Consider the following 13,975-nt stretch of genomic DNA (forward strand, 5'->3'; position numbering starts at 1 on the left):
CACAACGGCTGCGCCGTCATCAACCACGGCTTCCACTCCCAGACCGCCGCGCCCGGCTACGCCATGTGCTACGCCTGGGGCATCCGGCACCTGGACGGCGATCCCTGGCTCAAGACCCGGATCGACGACAAGGAGCACGAGTGGCTGTGGAAGCCCGACGCCAACGAGCACATCTATCAGGGCTGAACAAATCAGGAGGTATTTGAGAGTATGAAAACCGTTCGTTTGACCATGGCCCAGGCCCTGGTCCGGTTCCTGGAAAACCAGTATATCGACGTGGACGGCGTCCAGACCCGCTTCGTCCGGGGCGTGTTCATCATCCCCGGCCACGGCAACGTGGTGGGCCTGGGCCAGGCGCTGAGCCAGGAGGCCAAGCACCTGGAGGTCTATCAGGGCAAGAACGAGCAGGGCATGGCCCAGGCGGCCGTGGCCTTCGCCAAGCAGATGAAGCGCAAGCAGATCTTCGCCGTCACCTCCTCCGTGGGCCCCGGCGCCGCCAACATGGTCACCGCCTGCGGCACCGCCACCGCCAACAACATCCCGCTGCTGGTGCTGCCCGGCGACGTGTACGCCTGCCGCCAGCCCGACCCCGTTTTGCAGCAGGTGGAGCAGACCCACAACCTGTCCATCTCCACCAACGACGCCTTCAAGGCCGTGTGCCGCTACTGGGACCGCATCGTCCGTCCCGAGCAGCTCATGAGCGCCATGATGTCCGCCTTCCGCACCCTCACCGACCCGGCCAACACCGGCGCCGTATGCGTGGCCATGCCCCAGGACGTGGAGGGCGAGGCCTATGACTATCCCGAGAGCTTCTTCAAAAAGCGGGTGTGGCGTCTGGAGCGCCGTCCCGCCACCGAGGCCGCCCTGGAAGAGGCCGCCGAGGCCATCCGCAAGGCCAAGCGCCCCATGCTGGTGTGCGGCGGCGGCGTGCGCTACTCCGAGGCCCACGAGGAGTTCCGCCACTTCGCCGAGGCGCTGAACATCCCCTTCGGTGAGACCCAGGCGGGCAAGTCCGCCGTGGTGTGGACCCATCCCCTGAACCTGGGCGGCCTGGGCGTCACCGGCTGCTCCGCCGCCAACGAGATCGCCAAGAAGGCGGACCTGGTCATCGGCGTGGGCACCCGCTACACCGACTTCACCACCTCCTCCAAGTGGCTGTTCAAGGACAGCTGCAAGTTCGTCAACATCAACGTCTCCGAGTTCCAGTCTTTGAAGATGGACGCCATCCCCGTGGTGGCCGACGCCAAGGACGCCCTGCCCCGCCTGGAAAAGCTGCTGGAGGGCTACAAGAGCGGCTACACCACCGAGATCGCCGCCGCCAAGGAGAAGTGGGCCAAGGAGCTCGAGCGCCTGGACGGCATCACCTTCGAGGACAAGAAGAGCTGGAAGCCCATCATCAACGACGCCAACGCCGACTCCGCCAAGCGCTTTGCCAAGGACCTGGGCGCCGAGCTGTGCCAGACCACCGTCCTGGGCGCCATCAACGCCATGATGGACGACGAGGACGTGGCCATCGGTGCCGCCGGCTCCCTGCCCGGCGACATGCAGCGGGTGTGGCGTCCCAGAGCCGTGGATACCTACAACATGGAGTACGGCTACTCCACCATGGGCTATGAGGTGGCCGGCGCCCTGGGCGTCAAGCTCGCCATCGGCGACAAGCACGAGGTCTACGCCTTCTGCGGCGACGGCAGCTTCAACATGCTCCACGGCGAGCTCATCACCGCCTGCCAGGAGCACAAGAAGGTCAACATCTGCCTCTTCGACAACGCCAGCTTCGGCTGCATCAACAACCTCCAGGTGGGCCACGGCAACGTGACGCTGTGCACGGAGCTGCGCTACCGCAACAAGGAGGGCCTGTTCGGCGACTTCCTGAACATCGACTACGCCAAGGTGGCCGAGGCCTACGGCTGCAAGTCCTACTCCATCCACACCATGGAGGAGCTGAAGGCGGCCTTCGAGGACGCCAAGAAGGTGAAGAACCGCCCCGTGCTCTTCGACATCAAGGTGCTGCCCAAGACCATGACCGACGGCTACGGCTCCTGGTGGCGCGTGGGTGACACGGAGGTGTCCGAGCGCCAGGAGAACCTGGACGCCTACGCCGATCATCTCGAGCACGTCAAGGACGCGCGGAAGTATTAAAATCTTTCCAGGGGGGATTGCATCCCCCCTGGATACGGACGGGCCGCACCGCCCTTGGCGGCACAGCCCGTCCGATACCCCCTCTCCCCCGCACGGCGGGGGAGCCGCGCCCAGTGGCGCGGGCATCGGAGTTCCGGAGAGGCGGAGCCCCTCCGGAACGAAAGATGCTGGTGAGCGCCGCCCAAGGGCGCACGGGTCAACGTATTTTCGGCAGGCGCGTGTCCTGCCGAAAATGACGGGAGTTCCGGGCAGGCGGAGCCCGTCCGGAACGGAAAGGGTCAGAACATGGTTTGTCCATACTGCGGCGGGGACATGGAGCAGGGGGCCTTGCAGAGTCACTATGGAATCTATTGGCTTCCCAAGCCCCGGAAAACCGGTGTGCCGGATCTGTCCGGAGATGCGGAACTTTTGAGCAGACAGGACATCCGGCTTATTACGCCGCCCTATATTCCCGCCCAACGCTGCACCCAGTGCAAAAAGATCATCGTGGAGTATTAACGGCATCCCTACATTATTATAATATAAAGGAAGGGTAATCAACATGGATCAGGTTTTGAAAATCGGCATCATCGGCTGCGGCGCCATCGGCAAGGATCACTGCCGGCGCATCATTGAGACGGTCCCCGGCGCCACCGTGGTGGCGGTTTCCGACTACGTGGCCGCTGCCGCCGACGAGACGGCCGCCAAGTACGGCATCCGCTCCTTCGGCAACGACTGCGACGGCATGATCAAGGACCCCGAGGTGGAGGCCGTGGTCATCACCTCCATCGATCCCACCCATCACGACTACGTCATGAAGACCCTGGCCGAGGAGAAGTGGTGCTTCTGCGAAAAGCCCCTGAGCCAGAACGCCGCCGACTGCGAGGACATCATCAAGCGGGAGCTGGAGATCGGCAAGCGGCTGGTGCAGGTGGGCTTCATGCGCCACTATGACCGTGGCTACGCCGAGATGAAGCGCATCATCGACTCCGGCGAGATCGGCAAGCCCCTGCTCATCAAGGCCTGCCACCGCAACGTCTCCCAGGGCCCGGGCTTCAAGACCGAAAACGGCGTGACCAACGTGGCCATCCACGAGCTGGACATCTGCCGCTGGCTGCTGGACGACGAGTATGAGGACGTGCAGTGCGTGAAGGTGCGCCAGTCCTCCAACTCCAACAAGGGCTACGACAACCCCCAGGTCATGCTCATGCGCACCAAGAAGGGCTGCTTCATCGACGTGGAGGTCCAGGTGGCCGACGGCTACGGCTACGACATCCAGTGCGAGGTGGTCTGCGAGAACGGCACCGTCAAGCTGCCCGACCCCTACGCCGTGGTGCGCCGCTCCCGTCCCGCCGGCTGGGACACCATGAAGCCCGCCGAGTCCATGCCCATCATGACCGACTGGAAGGAGCGCTTCATCGAGGCCTACGACATTGAGTTCTGCAAGTGGGTGGAGTCCGTCCACGCCGGCAAGCTCACCGGCCCCTCCTCCTGGGACGGCTACGTTGCCTGCGTGGCCGGCGATGCTCTGAACGCCTCCCGCGGCACCTCCCAGTTCCTGAAGGTGGAGACCATGGAGAAGCCCGAGCTGTACAAGTAAAATTCCGCCGCAGAAGGGCCGCCCGCCGGGCGGCCCTTTTTTTGTTTACAAAAATCCCCTTGCTTTCGCCCCCGGAACCGGGTACCATACAGATAAAAAAGCAGGTCCCAAAAGGAGGGAGGCAGTATGAACTACCGCATGATCGGCGCGGTGCTGGCGTCGCTGGCCCTGGCGGCCGGTACCATGGGCATGGGCGCCACGGCCCTGGAGACACCCGGGCTCCCGGAGATCGCCGCCCAAAGCGCCCCGGTCCAGAGCGGCCCGTCCGCCCAAAGCACTTCGGCGGAGTCCGCCGCAAGCGCCCCGTCCCGGACGGCACCCGTCCCGGCGGCCGCCCCATCCCTGGAAAAGGCGGCGGTGCGCCTGCCGGAAGAGCGGCAGGGGGAGACGCCGCTGCTGGTGAATGCATGGAACCCCCTGCCGGCGGACTACGAAGTGGAGCTGGAGACGCTGGCGGGCGGTTTGCAGATCGCCGCCCAGGCCCGGCCCGCCCTGGAGCAGATGCTCGCCGACTGTGGGGCGGCGGGGCTGGACGTGACCGTGTGCTCCGCCTACCGGACGGAGTCCACCCAGAACCGGCTCTACCAGAACAAGATCGCCCGGCTGCTGTCCGCCGGGTACAGCCGGGAAGAGGCGCTGGCGGAGGCGGGCCGGTGGGTGGCCCCGCCGGGCACCAGCGAGCACCAGACGGGTCTGGCCGTGGATATCATGGCCACGGACTACCCGGTGCTGGACGAGAAGCAGTCCCGGACGGAAGAGCAGCAGTGGCTCATGGAACATTGCTGGGAATACGGCTTCATCCTCCGCTATCCCACGGACAAGTCCTCGGTCACGGGCATCGGCTATGAGCCCTGGCACTACCGGTACGTGGGGGAGGAGATCGCTGCCGACATCCATGCGCGGGGCATCTGTCTGGAGGAATATCTGGCGGTGCCGGCGGTGGAGGGCGCCTCGGGACGGCTCCAGGCGGCGGTGGACGCGGCCCTCTCTCCCGGAGGCGGCTGGCAGCTTCCAGCGGCAAAATCCGATACAGAGAGTAAATTGGGGATGTAAAATTACATATCGTATTGAAAAAACGGCCCGGCGCCTCCCGAAAATCGGGAGGCGTCCCCTTTTTCTTGAAATCATACTTGACAAGTAGGAATTAGTGTGCTATGACTATATCATAGTAAAAAGATAGGAAAAGGAGGATATACAGTATGTACGTCTACGCAGACAACGCGGCCACCACCGCCATGAGTCAAACCGCCCTGGAGGCCATGCTGCCCTGCCTCCGGGAAACATATGCCAACCCCTCCAGCCTCCACAGCCCCGGTCAGCGGGCGGCGGAGCAGCTGGCCCAGGCCCGGGAGATTTTCGCCCGGAATCTGGGCGCGTCCCCGGCGGAGATCACCTTCACCTCCGGCGGCAGCGAGTCCGACAACCAGGCCCTCCGGTCCGGCGCCATGCTGGGCCTCAGGAAGGGCAAGAAGCACATCGTCTCCACCAAGTTTGAACACCACGCGGTGCTCCACACCCTCCAGGCTCTGGAGAAGGAGGGCTTTGAGGTGACGCTGCTGGACATCCCCCCCGACGGGGTGGTGACGGCAGAGCAGGTCCGGGAGGCCATCCGGCCCGACACGGCGCTGGTGTCCGTCATGTTCGCCAACAACGAGATCGGCACCATCCAGCCCATCGCCGACATCGCCGCCGTGTGCCGGGAGGCGGGGGTGCTGTTCCACACGGACGCCGTCCAGGCGGCGGGGCACCTGCCCATCGACGTGGGAGCCCTGGGTGTGGACCTGCTGTCCCTCTCCGCCCACAAGTTCCACGGGCCCAAGGGCGTGGGCGTACTGTACGCCCGCCGGGGCGTGGCATTGACCAACGTCATCTACGGCGGCGCCCAGGAGCGGGGCAAGCGGGCCGGTACGGAGAACGTGCCGGGCATCGTGGGCGCGGCGGCGGCCTTCGACGAGGCCTGCGCCCGCATGGCGGAAAACGCCGAAAAGGTGACGGTCCTGCGGGACAAGCTCATCGCGGGCCTGACCGCCATCCCCCACACGGTGCTCAACGGCGACGCCGCGCGGCGGCTGCCGGGCAACGTGAACGTGTGCTTCGAGGGCATCGAGGGTGAGTCCCTTTTGCTGATGCTGGACGCCCAGGGCATCGCCGCCTCCTCTGGGTCCGCCTGCACCTCCGGCTCCCTGGACCCCAGCCACGTGCTGCTGGCCCTGGGGCGGCCCCACGAGGTGGCCCACGGCTCCTTGCGTCTGAGCCTGAGCCACTACAACACCGAAGCCGACGTGGACCACATCCTCTCCGTGGTGCCCGGCGTGGTGGAGTACCTGCGGAACATGTCCCCGGTGTGGGACGAGCTGGAGCGGGGCGTGCGGCCCCATCTCATCTGAAATCAGAAAGGAGTCAAGTTATGGCACTTTACAGTAAAGAGGTCATGGACCATTTCCAGAATCCCCGGAACGTAGGCAAGATGGACGACGCCGACGGCGTCGGCGAGGTGGGCAACGCCAAGTGCGGCGACATCATGCGCATGTACATCAAGGTGGACCCGGACACCCAGGTCATCACCGACGTGAAGTTCAACACCTTCGGCTGCGGCAGCGCCATCGCCACCAGCTCCATGGCCACGGAGATGATTAAGGGCAAGAAGGTATCCGAAGCCCTGGAGCTGAGCAACCGGGCGGTGGTGGAGGCCCTGGGGGGACTGCCCGCCCAGAAGATCCACTGCTCTGTGCTGGCGGAGGAGGCCGTCCGGGCCGCCGTCAAGGACTACTACGACCGCAGCGGCATCGCCTACGGCGACGAGCTCACCGCCTGCCAGGGCCACTGCGACACCTGCGGCCACTGCGAATAACAAAAAAACCGCTCCGCCGAAAGGCGGGGCGGTTTTTTTGTCCGGGGCACGGCCGGTTAGTCCAGAGGGTGGGTGGAGGCGTCCAGCTTTCCGCCGGTGATGGTGACCAGGCCATAGAAGGGGCGGCGGGGGTCGCCGATGCTGCCGGGATTCAAGAACAGGGTCTTGCCTCGCCGGTCCACCAGGGGCCGGTGGGTGTGGCCGAAGAGGAACAGGTCCAGGTTCTGTTCCTCGGCGGCAAAGCCGGCCATCAAAAGAGACTGCTTGACGCCGTAGGTGTGGCCGTGGCAGAGCAAGATCCGGTAGTCCTCCAGGCACACCAGCCGCTCCGTGGGCTCCCCGGGCCGGAAGTCGCAGTTGCCGGGCACCTGGCAGAGGGGAATGTCCGGGAAGCGGTCGTGGAGGCGCTCGGCGTCCCGCCAGCAGTCCCCCAGGTGGAAGATCATCCGGGGGGACGTCCGCGCCACAGCCTCCTCCATATTGCCCACGTTGCCGTGGGAGTCCGATAATACCAGAATCTTCATGGCCATGTCATCTCCCGTGTGGTTTTTCACCCAGTATACCCCCATTTCGTGTTCGGCGCAATCCGCCGTTGACAAGGGGAGGGGGCGTGTGGTATCCTGTGAGATAGTTAGATAAAACTAACTAGCGGACGCGGCGCCGGAGGGGCGCCGTTTTTCCGAACTGATAGTTAGCATAAACTAACCACAAAAAGGAGGCGCAGCCATGGAACGGTCGTTGGATGAGATTTTGGTGGAGCAGTGCGCGCCCACTCTGGCGGGCATCAAGCCGGCCAGTTTGTTTCGCTGCCGGGCGGACGGGGCCTGTCCCCGGGCGGCGGTGGACCGGTGGCGGCGGGAGCTGGGGCCCCGGGGCATCGCCGTCCGGGTGCTGAAGACCTGCCCGGTGACGGGGGCGTGCCTGGTGTATCTCTACCGCCCGGCGTGGATGGAACGGCTGGTGGGGGGCGCGGCGGTGCGGTCGTTCCTCATGGGGCGGGGGTACGATCCGGCGCCGGGGCTGGAGGCGCTGCTGGACCAGCTTGCCGCCCGGTTTTGCCTGGAGGGGGACTACCCCCACGAGGTGGGCGTGTTTCTGGGCTACCCTCTGGAGGACGTGGAGGGGTTCATCCGCCACCGGGGCCGGGGGTTCACCGCCTGCGGGTGCTGGAAGGTCTACGGGGACCCCCGGGCCGCCCGGCTGCGGTTCGACCGCTACCGCCGCTGCACCGCCCGCTGTACCCGCCGCTTTCTGGCGGGCACGCCCATCGCCGCCCTGGCGGCCGGTTAAAATCCCGCGGACGGGGGCATACTGGGGGAAAACGGCAGCCGCAAAAGCGGCGGAAAGGACAGCCATGAGACACGATCCCGGATGCCCCGGGTGCAGCGCCCTGAGCTGGGAGACCGGGGACGGACGCCACCTGTGGGGCAGGAACTTCGACTTCAACCGTCTGGCGGAGGGCACCGCCGTCACCTACGTGCCCGCCGGCACCGCCTACGCCGTGTGCGGCTCGTCCCTGACCGGGGACGTGGTGGACCGGAGCCGCCGCCGCGCCCGGTACGCCGCCGTGGGCATGGGCCTTTTGTGCATTCCCTCGTGCCCCATCCTCTACGAGGGGGTCAACGAGCGGGGGCTCATGGGGGGCCAGCTCTACTACCGGCACTTCGCCCATTACGATGCCCCCGGTCCCCGGGGCGCCTGCCCTATCCAGCCGCCCTTCGTGGTCTACCACCTGCTGGCCCAGTGCGCCACGGCGGCGGAGGCGGCGGAGGAGCTGGAGCGGCATCTGGCCCTGGTGCCCCGGCCGCTGCTGGGCACGGTGCCGCCCCTCCACTGGGCCTTCAGCGACCGCACCGGGGAGATGCTCATTGCCGAGCCCGACGCCGACGGCCTCCATATTTACCGGCGGACCCTGGGGGTCATGACCAACAGCCCCGGCTACCCCTGGCACCGGACGAACCTCTTGAATTACGCCGGGGTCCGGGACCTGGACCGGGAGGGCCTCACCTTCGGGGACGAGCACCTGGCCCAGTGCTTTTCCGGCAGCGGCGCCCAGGGATTGCCCGGGGACTGGAGCGCCCCGTCCCGGTTCGTGCGGCTGGCGTTTCTCCGCAAGTACGCGGTGCGGGGGAAGGACGAGCCGGAGGGAGTGGCCCGGCTGCTGCGGCTCATGCAAAGCGCCGCCTTCCCCCTGGGCATGGTGCGGGTGAGCCAGCCGGGCCAGCCCACGCCCCTGGACGGGGCGGCGGTGCCCTTTGACTACACGGTCTACACCGCCGTCTGCTGCGCCGAGTCCGGCCGGTACTACTGGACTACCTACGAAAACCAGCACGTGCGGTACGTGGCCCTGGAGGACCTGGGGGAAAAGGCACAGCAGTTCCCCCTGGGGGGCGGGCCGGAATTTCAGTGCCTGAGCGGGGAGAAATAGAAAAAAACGGACATCCGGAGGGATGTCCGTTTTTGCCGGAAGGATCAGTCGTCGTACAGCTCCGGCTGGGCGTCCACCATGTCGAAGCCGGAGAAGAAATCGTCTGTGGGCTCCCCCAGCCGTTCGGCGCCGGCGTCCAGCAGACGCTGCTCCAGCTCCTGCGCATATTGGACATTCCCCTGTCTGCGCAGCAAACTGGCGTAGTTGTTGATGGTGAATTCATGGGCGGCGTTGCAGGACAGCGCCGCTTCGTACTTGGCCGCGGCGCCCGCCAGATCGTGGTTGCGCTCGGCCAGGAAGCCCTCCGCCGCCAGGATGCCGGCCTCATCCGTCAGCCCGGTCTCCCGAATCAGACGGACCCGGGCCTCGGCGAATTTTTCCACTGCCTCCGGCTCCATGTAGTAGCGCACATAGAGGTGGCCCCAGTCCCGGTAGAGGTACCAGGTGTATTCGCCCTGGCGCTGGGCGGCCTCCACGGCCCGGGTGAAGTACTCCGTCATCCGGTCCCAGTTCCCCTGCCGGGCATAGCACCGGCCCAGATAGGAGAGCACCTCGATGTCCTCCGGGTACGCCTCGCAGAGGATCTGGTAGAGCTGCAGGGCCATGGGGTAGTTCTTGTCCCGCTGGTAGAGGGTCTTAGCCAGCTGCTTGAGGGTGTTCAGGTTCCCCGGCAGATAGCCGCGCAGCTCCTCCATCCGCCCCAGCTGGGTCAGGTGGTAGGCGATCTCGGCGTAGACCTGGGCGCTGAACTGGTGCTGCCGGGTCAGCTCACGGTGCAGCTCCACATAGTAATCCAGGGCGTACCCGTGGAGCGCGTTCCGGTTTTCCGGCGGGATCTGGTCATAGTAGTAGCTGCGGAATACGGCGGTGACCTCCAGGGTGTTCTCCCCGGCGCTGATGAAGGAGGACGCATAGAGCCGGTCGATATTCTTTTCCAGCAGGCTGCGGTATTTCTCCGGCAAGTGCCGCTTGAGCCGGGGCACCTCGATGAGGGTGCGGAACACGGACAGAAGATGCATCAGCTGGGTCTCCAGGTGATCCAGGCAGATCTTCTCCATCAGCTGCCGGATCACCTCCTCCTGCATCTGACCCAGGGAGATGTCCTCCAGAGACTGGATTCCCCGGCGGGCCATGACCTCCACGCACAGCTTGGCGGTCAGCGGATGGCCGTTGACCAGGCTGTACAGCCAGGAGGGGATCTCCGGGACCTGGCCGGGGGAGAGCAGGCGCCGGCGGCGGATCTCATACTCCAGGATCTTTTTGATGTAGCCGTTTTCGGAGATCCGGCCTACCACGATCCGCTTCACCGCGGGGTTTTCCGGGAAGATCTCCTTGGAAAAGCGCACGTCGCTGAGGAAGATCACCTTCCCCTGACCGATTTTGAGACCGTAGACCGCGTCCCGGAAGAGGGTCATGAGGGTGTGGTCCCGGCCCTGCTGGCCCAGCAGAATGGACTCCATCTGGTCCACCACCACCGCCCGGCCGTCCTTGGCCAGAAGGTCCTTGCAAAAACGCTCCAGAACCGGACGCAGGGCGTTTTTGCTGCTGCGGGTCAGAGTGTCCGCCTTCAGGGGGTGGCCGATGGCGTTTGCCAGGTACTCCAGCACCATGGAAAACCGGGTGGTGGGTGCCAGGGAAATGGACTGTACCGTCCAGTTGGGCAGGCTGCGCCGGAAGGTGATGCCCGTCAGGCTGGTTTTGCCGATGCCGTAGGCGCCGCTGATGAGGATCAGCCGCACCGCCGGATTGGTGATGGCGTTTTGCAGCTGCGTCATGTAAGAGCCCCGGTCCCAAAACCGCAGATTGTCCTCCGCCGAGGGGGCGGGCTTGGCCACCGCGGGGGGCAGAATGGGCTGGACGGGAATGGGTTCCTCCTCCGGATAGGAATCCTGCTGGTTCATCAGCGCGGCGATCAGCGGCACGGCATTCGGGCCAGCCTCCACGCAAAAGTGCAGCGCCGTCTGGATCTCCCGGCGCAGGTGGGCCTGGGTGGAATTGAGGGGCAGCAGCAAGCAGCGCAGAGGCAGCAGGCAGGCGGCGGTGTCGCCGCAGAAAGTCCCGGACCGGGCGGAAAAGTTCCGGAAGGCCGTCTCCAGCCGCGGCGGCAGCTGGGTTTCCCGGAGGGTGAGGAGAACGTCGGCGGCATCGGCGGCGTCTGCGGCGCTGCCCAGGCTTAGATACTGCTCCATGTCCCGCAGCGTCTGCGTATAATTCTGCTGCCAGGGGGGATTTTCCCCGTAAAGAATCGGGCAGACGGCCCAGCTGCCCCGCACATCCGTGTCCAGCACGCTGCGTTTGACAAAGTAGCTTCCGGGCAGAAAGTCCAGCAGCAGCAGCGCCTCATCCCACTTCTCCAGACAGCTGGACTGCCCCGGCGGGTTGGTGAACCGCTGCCGGACGGAAGGCGGCAGGTGGATGCCGGAGCCGCCGAAGCAGCTGGCGTTGCAGATCAGCATGGGTACCTCCCGCCGGGCCAGCTGGCCCGACAGATCCCGGAACCCCTCCGTGCTGGTGGAGCAGGCCACCGTCAGGACCATCAGGTTTTGATCGGCCGCCTCCCGGCGCTCCAGATCCAGCTGCCCCACCGTCTCCGTGTACAGGGCGTCGGCGCAGATGACCACATAGAAGCTGTACGGCTGGCCGTCCCGGGTGACGGAGCAAAAGCGGCGGAACGGAGCCTCCGGCCGGGCCTGCATGGTTACCTCGAAAATGGAGCGCTGGTGCTTGATCTGGAAGTCCGCCCGGCCGTCCGGAAAGAACACCGGGGCCACGGAGGCGCCCTGCAGACGCACCGGGTCGATGTCCAGTCCGATCTGGGCGTAATAGTCCTCCGCGGCGGGGAGCACCGTGTGGCTCCCGGCCACAATGGTCATTTTGCGGTCCCGGGCCATGTCCCGCAGCACCGGCAGGCAGGCGTAGGGCACCGCGTACTCCGGAAACACCAGCAGGTCCGGCTGATGGACCCGGCAGACCTGCCGGAGGATCTCCCGCAGCTTGTGGGTGAAATAGGTGATGTACTCCTCCCGAAGCTGTACCTGCAGATGGTGCAGCGCCTCGCTCTTGGGCGGAGGGAGACTTTGCAGCAGACTTGCGGCGCTCACGCCGTCCTGGACCAGACCCGGTTCCTCCAGGTGATCCACCGACTGCTCCACAATGGCCGGCTTGTAGAAAATCTGCGCCAGGGCCGCGCGTACCATAGGCAACCCACCCTTTCTTTCTCTCTTTGTGCAATCTGCACGGTGGACGTGGCTTGTGGCTTTAAAATCAGAATAATGGGAAGGGGAAAAAATGTCAATCAAAAGCCGGCGCGGGGAGAAAAACAGAGAACGGACACGGCTCATGCCGTGTCCGTTCTCTGTTAGGCTGCCGGGTCGAAGGTCACGTCCACGCTGCCCATGGCGCAGCGGACGGTCAGGGTCTTGCCGGCCCCGTTGTCCACGCGGTCGCTGCCCCGGGCGCCGGCGTAGGACCGGCTTCCGATCTGCACGTGGCCCAACTCATAGGACACGTCGCAGTTGAACGCCGTCTCGTCCCCGGAAAGGCGCAGGGCCGTCTCCCCCTGGGCGTGGTCCACGTCCACGTCCCCGTCCACGCTGCCGGAGAACCGGAGGGCCCCTTGATTGCAGGAGGCGGTCAGGGTCCCGGCGTCCAGGTTCTCGGCGCTCAGGTCCCCGCCGTCGGCGGTGAGGGTGACGGCCTGCAGGTCCGCGTCCTCCGGCACGGTCACCACGATGGCCTCGCCGGTGCCGGCGGCGGAGACGGTGTACACCCCGCCGTCAAAGCTTAGCTGGCAGGCGCTCTCGTCCCCGGACGTGACGGCGAACGTCTCGCCCCGGGTGATCCGCAGGGCCCCGGATTGGACGGAGCACCGCAGGTCCGCCGTCTCCGGGGCGTCGTCCGCCGTCTCCCGGGGACTGTCCGTCTCCTGGGGACTGTCCGTCTCCTGGGCGGCGGGGCCGTCCGTCTGTCCGGCCGGGTCCTCCGGGGAGGCCGGGGCGACGCCCTGCTGGAACAGCAGCGCCGCCGCCAGAATCACCACGGCGGCGGAGAGCAGGACGATCACGATTTTACTGAACCGGTTCATGTTCGATCGACTCCTATCATAAGTTTTTGTGAGGAATGGTGTGCGGGCAGAAAAAAAACGCCGCAGGGAGGCGGCGCAGAGCGATTGACCTCGCCCGGGCATACGATGAATATGTGGAGCCGCCCCCCGGGCGGCGGAACCCAAAAGGAAAGACGCCCGGATTCCCGCCCGAATCGAAGCGGAAGCGCAGCGGCCGGGGCCCCACACGGTGGGGCGGCGCTGATGCGCCGTGCAAGCGTTTTGGGCCGGGGGCCCAAAACCTTGGCGGAGGGGCGGCTTTGCCGACCCCGAGCAATTGGATCACCGGAGGGTGGAGCCGCCCCCCGGGCGGCGGAACCCAAAACGAAAGGACATCCATTTGGATGTCCTTTCGTTTTGGTGACCCGACGGGGATTCGAACCCCGGACCCACTGCTTAAAAGGCAGTTGCTCTGCCGGCTGAGCTACCGGGTCAAAGCGTGTGCGCGCTGCGCGGGAAAATTTCTGGCTGGGACGGCTGGACTCGAACCAGCGGATGAGGGAGTCAAAGTCCCTTGCCTTACCACTTGGCGACGCCCCAATGTGGTGAAAGTAGGGGATCGGGATGACCCCGATCCCCTACTCTTTTCTGGGGTGGGAGATGGGACTCGAACCCACGACACCCGGAACCACAATCCGGTGCTCTAACCAACTGAGCTACACCCACCACATATAAAGGCGCATGGAAAACTGACATTCGCTCCGAGAAGAGCTGGTACGCCAGAAGGGACTCGAACCCCTGGCCCACTGCTTAGAAGGCAGTTGCTCTATCCAGCTGAGCTACTGGCGCGAATATAAATTGGAGCAGGTGACGAGAATCGAACTCGCATCCCCAGCTTGGAAGGCTGGTGCCCTGACCATTGTGCTACACCTGCGT

At 65.4% G+C, this 13,975-nt stretch carries 12 protein-coding genes and 5 tRNA genes; 9 read left to right on the top strand and 8 right to left on the bottom strand.

The window, feature by feature from the left end; genetic code table 11:
- The 7 genes from QZS13_RS08960 to nifU all read left to right on the top strand — a co-directional run.
- Nucleotides 1-186: 5-deoxy-glucuronate isomerase (locus QZS13_RS08960; RefSeq protein WP_295588090.1), on the top strand; the 186-nt coding region annotated here is incomplete at its 5' end.
- A gap of 24 nt (nt 187-210) precedes the next feature.
- A complete protein-coding gene (gene iolD, locus QZS13_RS08965) occupies nt 211-2,139 on the top strand; it encodes a 3D-(3,5/4)-trihydroxycyclohexane-1,2-dione acylhydrolase (decyclizing) (RefSeq protein WP_295588093.1) in 1,929 nt (642 codons plus the stop codon).
- A gap of 285 nt (nt 2,140-2,424) precedes the next feature.
- Nucleotides 2,425-2,637, top strand: a complete 213-nt coding sequence (locus QZS13_RS08970; RefSeq protein WP_295588096.1) for a PF20097 family protein — start codon at nt 2,425-2,427, stop codon at nt 2,635-2,637.
- 43 nt (nt 2,638-2,680) lie between these two features.
- Nucleotides 2,681-3,718: a Gfo/Idh/MocA family protein gene (locus tag QZS13_RS08975; protein WP_295588098.1), complete on the top strand. Its 1,038-nt coding sequence runs from the start codon at nt 2,681-2,683 to the stop codon at nt 3,716-3,718.
- Nucleotides 3,719-3,844: 126 nt separating this feature from the next.
- Complete coding sequence (locus QZS13_RS08980) at nt 3,845-4,771, top strand: M15 family metallopeptidase (protein WP_295588100.1); 927 nt, start codon at nt 3,845-3,847, stop codon at nt 4,769-4,771.
- Nucleotides 4,772-4,917: 146 nt separating this feature from the next.
- Nucleotides 4,918-6,105 (top strand): cysteine desulfurase NifS, encoded by a 1,188-nt coding sequence (nifS, locus tag QZS13_RS08985; RefSeq protein ID WP_295588102.1) that lies wholly within the window; start codon nt 4,918-4,920, stop codon nt 6,103-6,105.
- Nucleotides 6,106-6,125: 20 nt separating this feature from the next.
- Complete coding sequence (gene nifU, locus QZS13_RS08990) at nt 6,126-6,569, top strand: Fe-S cluster assembly scaffold protein NifU (protein WP_295588104.1); 444 nt, start codon at nt 6,126-6,128, stop codon at nt 6,567-6,569.
- A gap of 56 nt (nt 6,570-6,625) precedes the next feature.
- Here nifU and QZS13_RS08995 read toward each other — a convergent pair whose 3' ends face one another.
- Nucleotides 6,626-7,093: a metallophosphoesterase gene (locus QZS13_RS08995; protein WP_295588107.1), complete on the bottom strand. Its 468-nt coding sequence runs from the start codon at nt 7,091-7,093 to the stop codon at nt 6,626-6,628.
- Between the two features lie 202 nt (nt 7,094-7,295).
- Between QZS13_RS08995 and QZS13_RS09000 the strand changes: the two genes are divergently transcribed.
- Both QZS13_RS09000 and QZS13_RS09005 read left to right on the top strand, forming a co-directional pair.
- The gene (locus QZS13_RS09000) at nt 7,296-7,859 is read left to right on the top strand and encodes a DUF3793 family protein (protein ID WP_295588110.1); all 564 of its coding nucleotides are present in this window, start codon (nt 7,296-7,298) and stop codon (nt 7,857-7,859) included.
- A gap of 64 nt (nt 7,860-7,923) precedes the next feature.
- Entirely contained in the window at nt 7,924-8,997 is a 1,074-nt protein-coding gene (locus QZS13_RS09005) for a linear amide C-N hydrolase (RefSeq protein ID WP_295588113.1), read from the top strand.
- A 44-nt stretch (nt 8,998-9,041) separates the two neighbouring features.
- Here the strand turns inward: QZS13_RS09005 and QZS13_RS09010 are convergent, their stop codons facing one another.
- The 7 genes from QZS13_RS09010 to QZS13_RS09040 all read right to left on the bottom strand — a co-directional run bounded on the left by QZS13_RS09010 (nt 9,042) and on the right by QZS13_RS09040 (nt 13,973).
- A complete protein-coding gene (locus QZS13_RS09010) occupies nt 9,042-12,194 on the bottom strand; it encodes a M48 family metallopeptidase (RefSeq protein ID WP_295588116.1) in 3,153 nt (1,050 codons plus the stop codon).
- Between the two features lie 161 nt (nt 12,195-12,355).
- The gene (locus QZS13_RS09015; RefSeq protein WP_295588118.1) at nt 12,356-13,081 is read right to left on the bottom strand and encodes a DUF4097 family beta strand repeat-containing protein; all 726 of its coding nucleotides are present in this window, start codon (nt 13,079-13,081) and stop codon (nt 12,356-12,358) included.
- Between the two features lie 376 nt (nt 13,082-13,457).
- Nucleotides 13,458-13,533, bottom strand: a tRNA-Lys gene (locus QZS13_RS09020).
- Between the two features lie 31 nt (nt 13,534-13,564).
- A tRNA-Gln gene (locus QZS13_RS09025) sits at nt 13,565-13,639 on the bottom strand.
- A gap of 49 nt (nt 13,640-13,688) precedes the next feature.
- Nucleotides 13,689-13,765 (bottom strand) — tRNA-His (locus QZS13_RS09030).
- Nucleotides 13,766-13,811: 46 nt separating this feature from the next.
- Nucleotides 13,812-13,888 (bottom strand) — tRNA-Arg (locus QZS13_RS09035).
- Nucleotides 13,889-13,898: 10 nt separating this feature from the next.
- Nucleotides 13,899-13,973 (bottom strand) — tRNA-Gly (locus tag QZS13_RS09040).
- Between the last annotated feature and the right edge of the window lie 2 nt (nt 13,974-13,975).

Source organism: uncultured Oscillibacter sp., assembly GCF_900546705.1.
In the GTDB taxonomy this organism is placed as follows: Bacteria; Bacillota; Clostridia; order Oscillospirales; family Oscillospiraceae; genus Oscillibacter.

Bases quoted from the DNA above. Each gene is read 5' to 3' on its own strand.
- iolD (WP_295588093.1), top strand. From the start codon at position 211: ATGAAAACCGTTCGTTTGACCATGGCCCAGGCCCTGGTCCGGTTCCTG.
- QZS13_RS08970 (WP_295588096.1), top strand. From the start codon at position 2,425: ATGGTTTGTCCATACTGCGGCGGGGACATGGAGCAGGGGGCCTTGCAG.
- QZS13_RS08975 (WP_295588098.1), top strand. From the start codon at position 2,681: ATGGATCAGGTTTTGAAAATCGGCATCATCGGCTGCGGCGCCATCGGC.
- QZS13_RS08980 (WP_295588100.1), top strand. From the start codon at position 3,845: ATGAACTACCGCATGATCGGCGCGGTGCTGGCGTCGCTGGCCCTGGCG.
- nifS (WP_295588102.1), top strand. From the start codon at position 4,918: ATGTACGTCTACGCAGACAACGCGGCCACCACCGCCATGAGTCAAACC.
- nifU (WP_295588104.1), top strand. From the start codon at position 6,126: ATGGCACTTTACAGTAAAGAGGTCATGGACCATTTCCAGAATCCCCGG.
- QZS13_RS08995 (WP_295588107.1), bottom strand. From the start codon at position 7,093: ATGAAGATTCTGGTATTATCGGACTCCCACGGCAACGTGGGCAATATG.
- QZS13_RS09000 (WP_295588110.1), top strand. From the start codon at position 7,296: ATGGAACGGTCGTTGGATGAGATTTTGGTGGAGCAGTGCGCGCCCACT.
- QZS13_RS09005 (WP_295588113.1), top strand. From the start codon at position 7,924: ATGAGACACGATCCCGGATGCCCCGGGTGCAGCGCCCTGAGCTGGGAG.
- QZS13_RS09010 (WP_295588116.1), bottom strand. From the start codon at position 12,194: ATGGTACGCGCGGCCCTGGCGCAGATTTTCTACAAGCCGGCCATTGTG.
- QZS13_RS09015 (WP_295588118.1), bottom strand. From the start codon at position 13,081: ATGAACCGGTTCAGTAAAATCGTGATCGTCCTGCTCTCCGCCGCCGTG.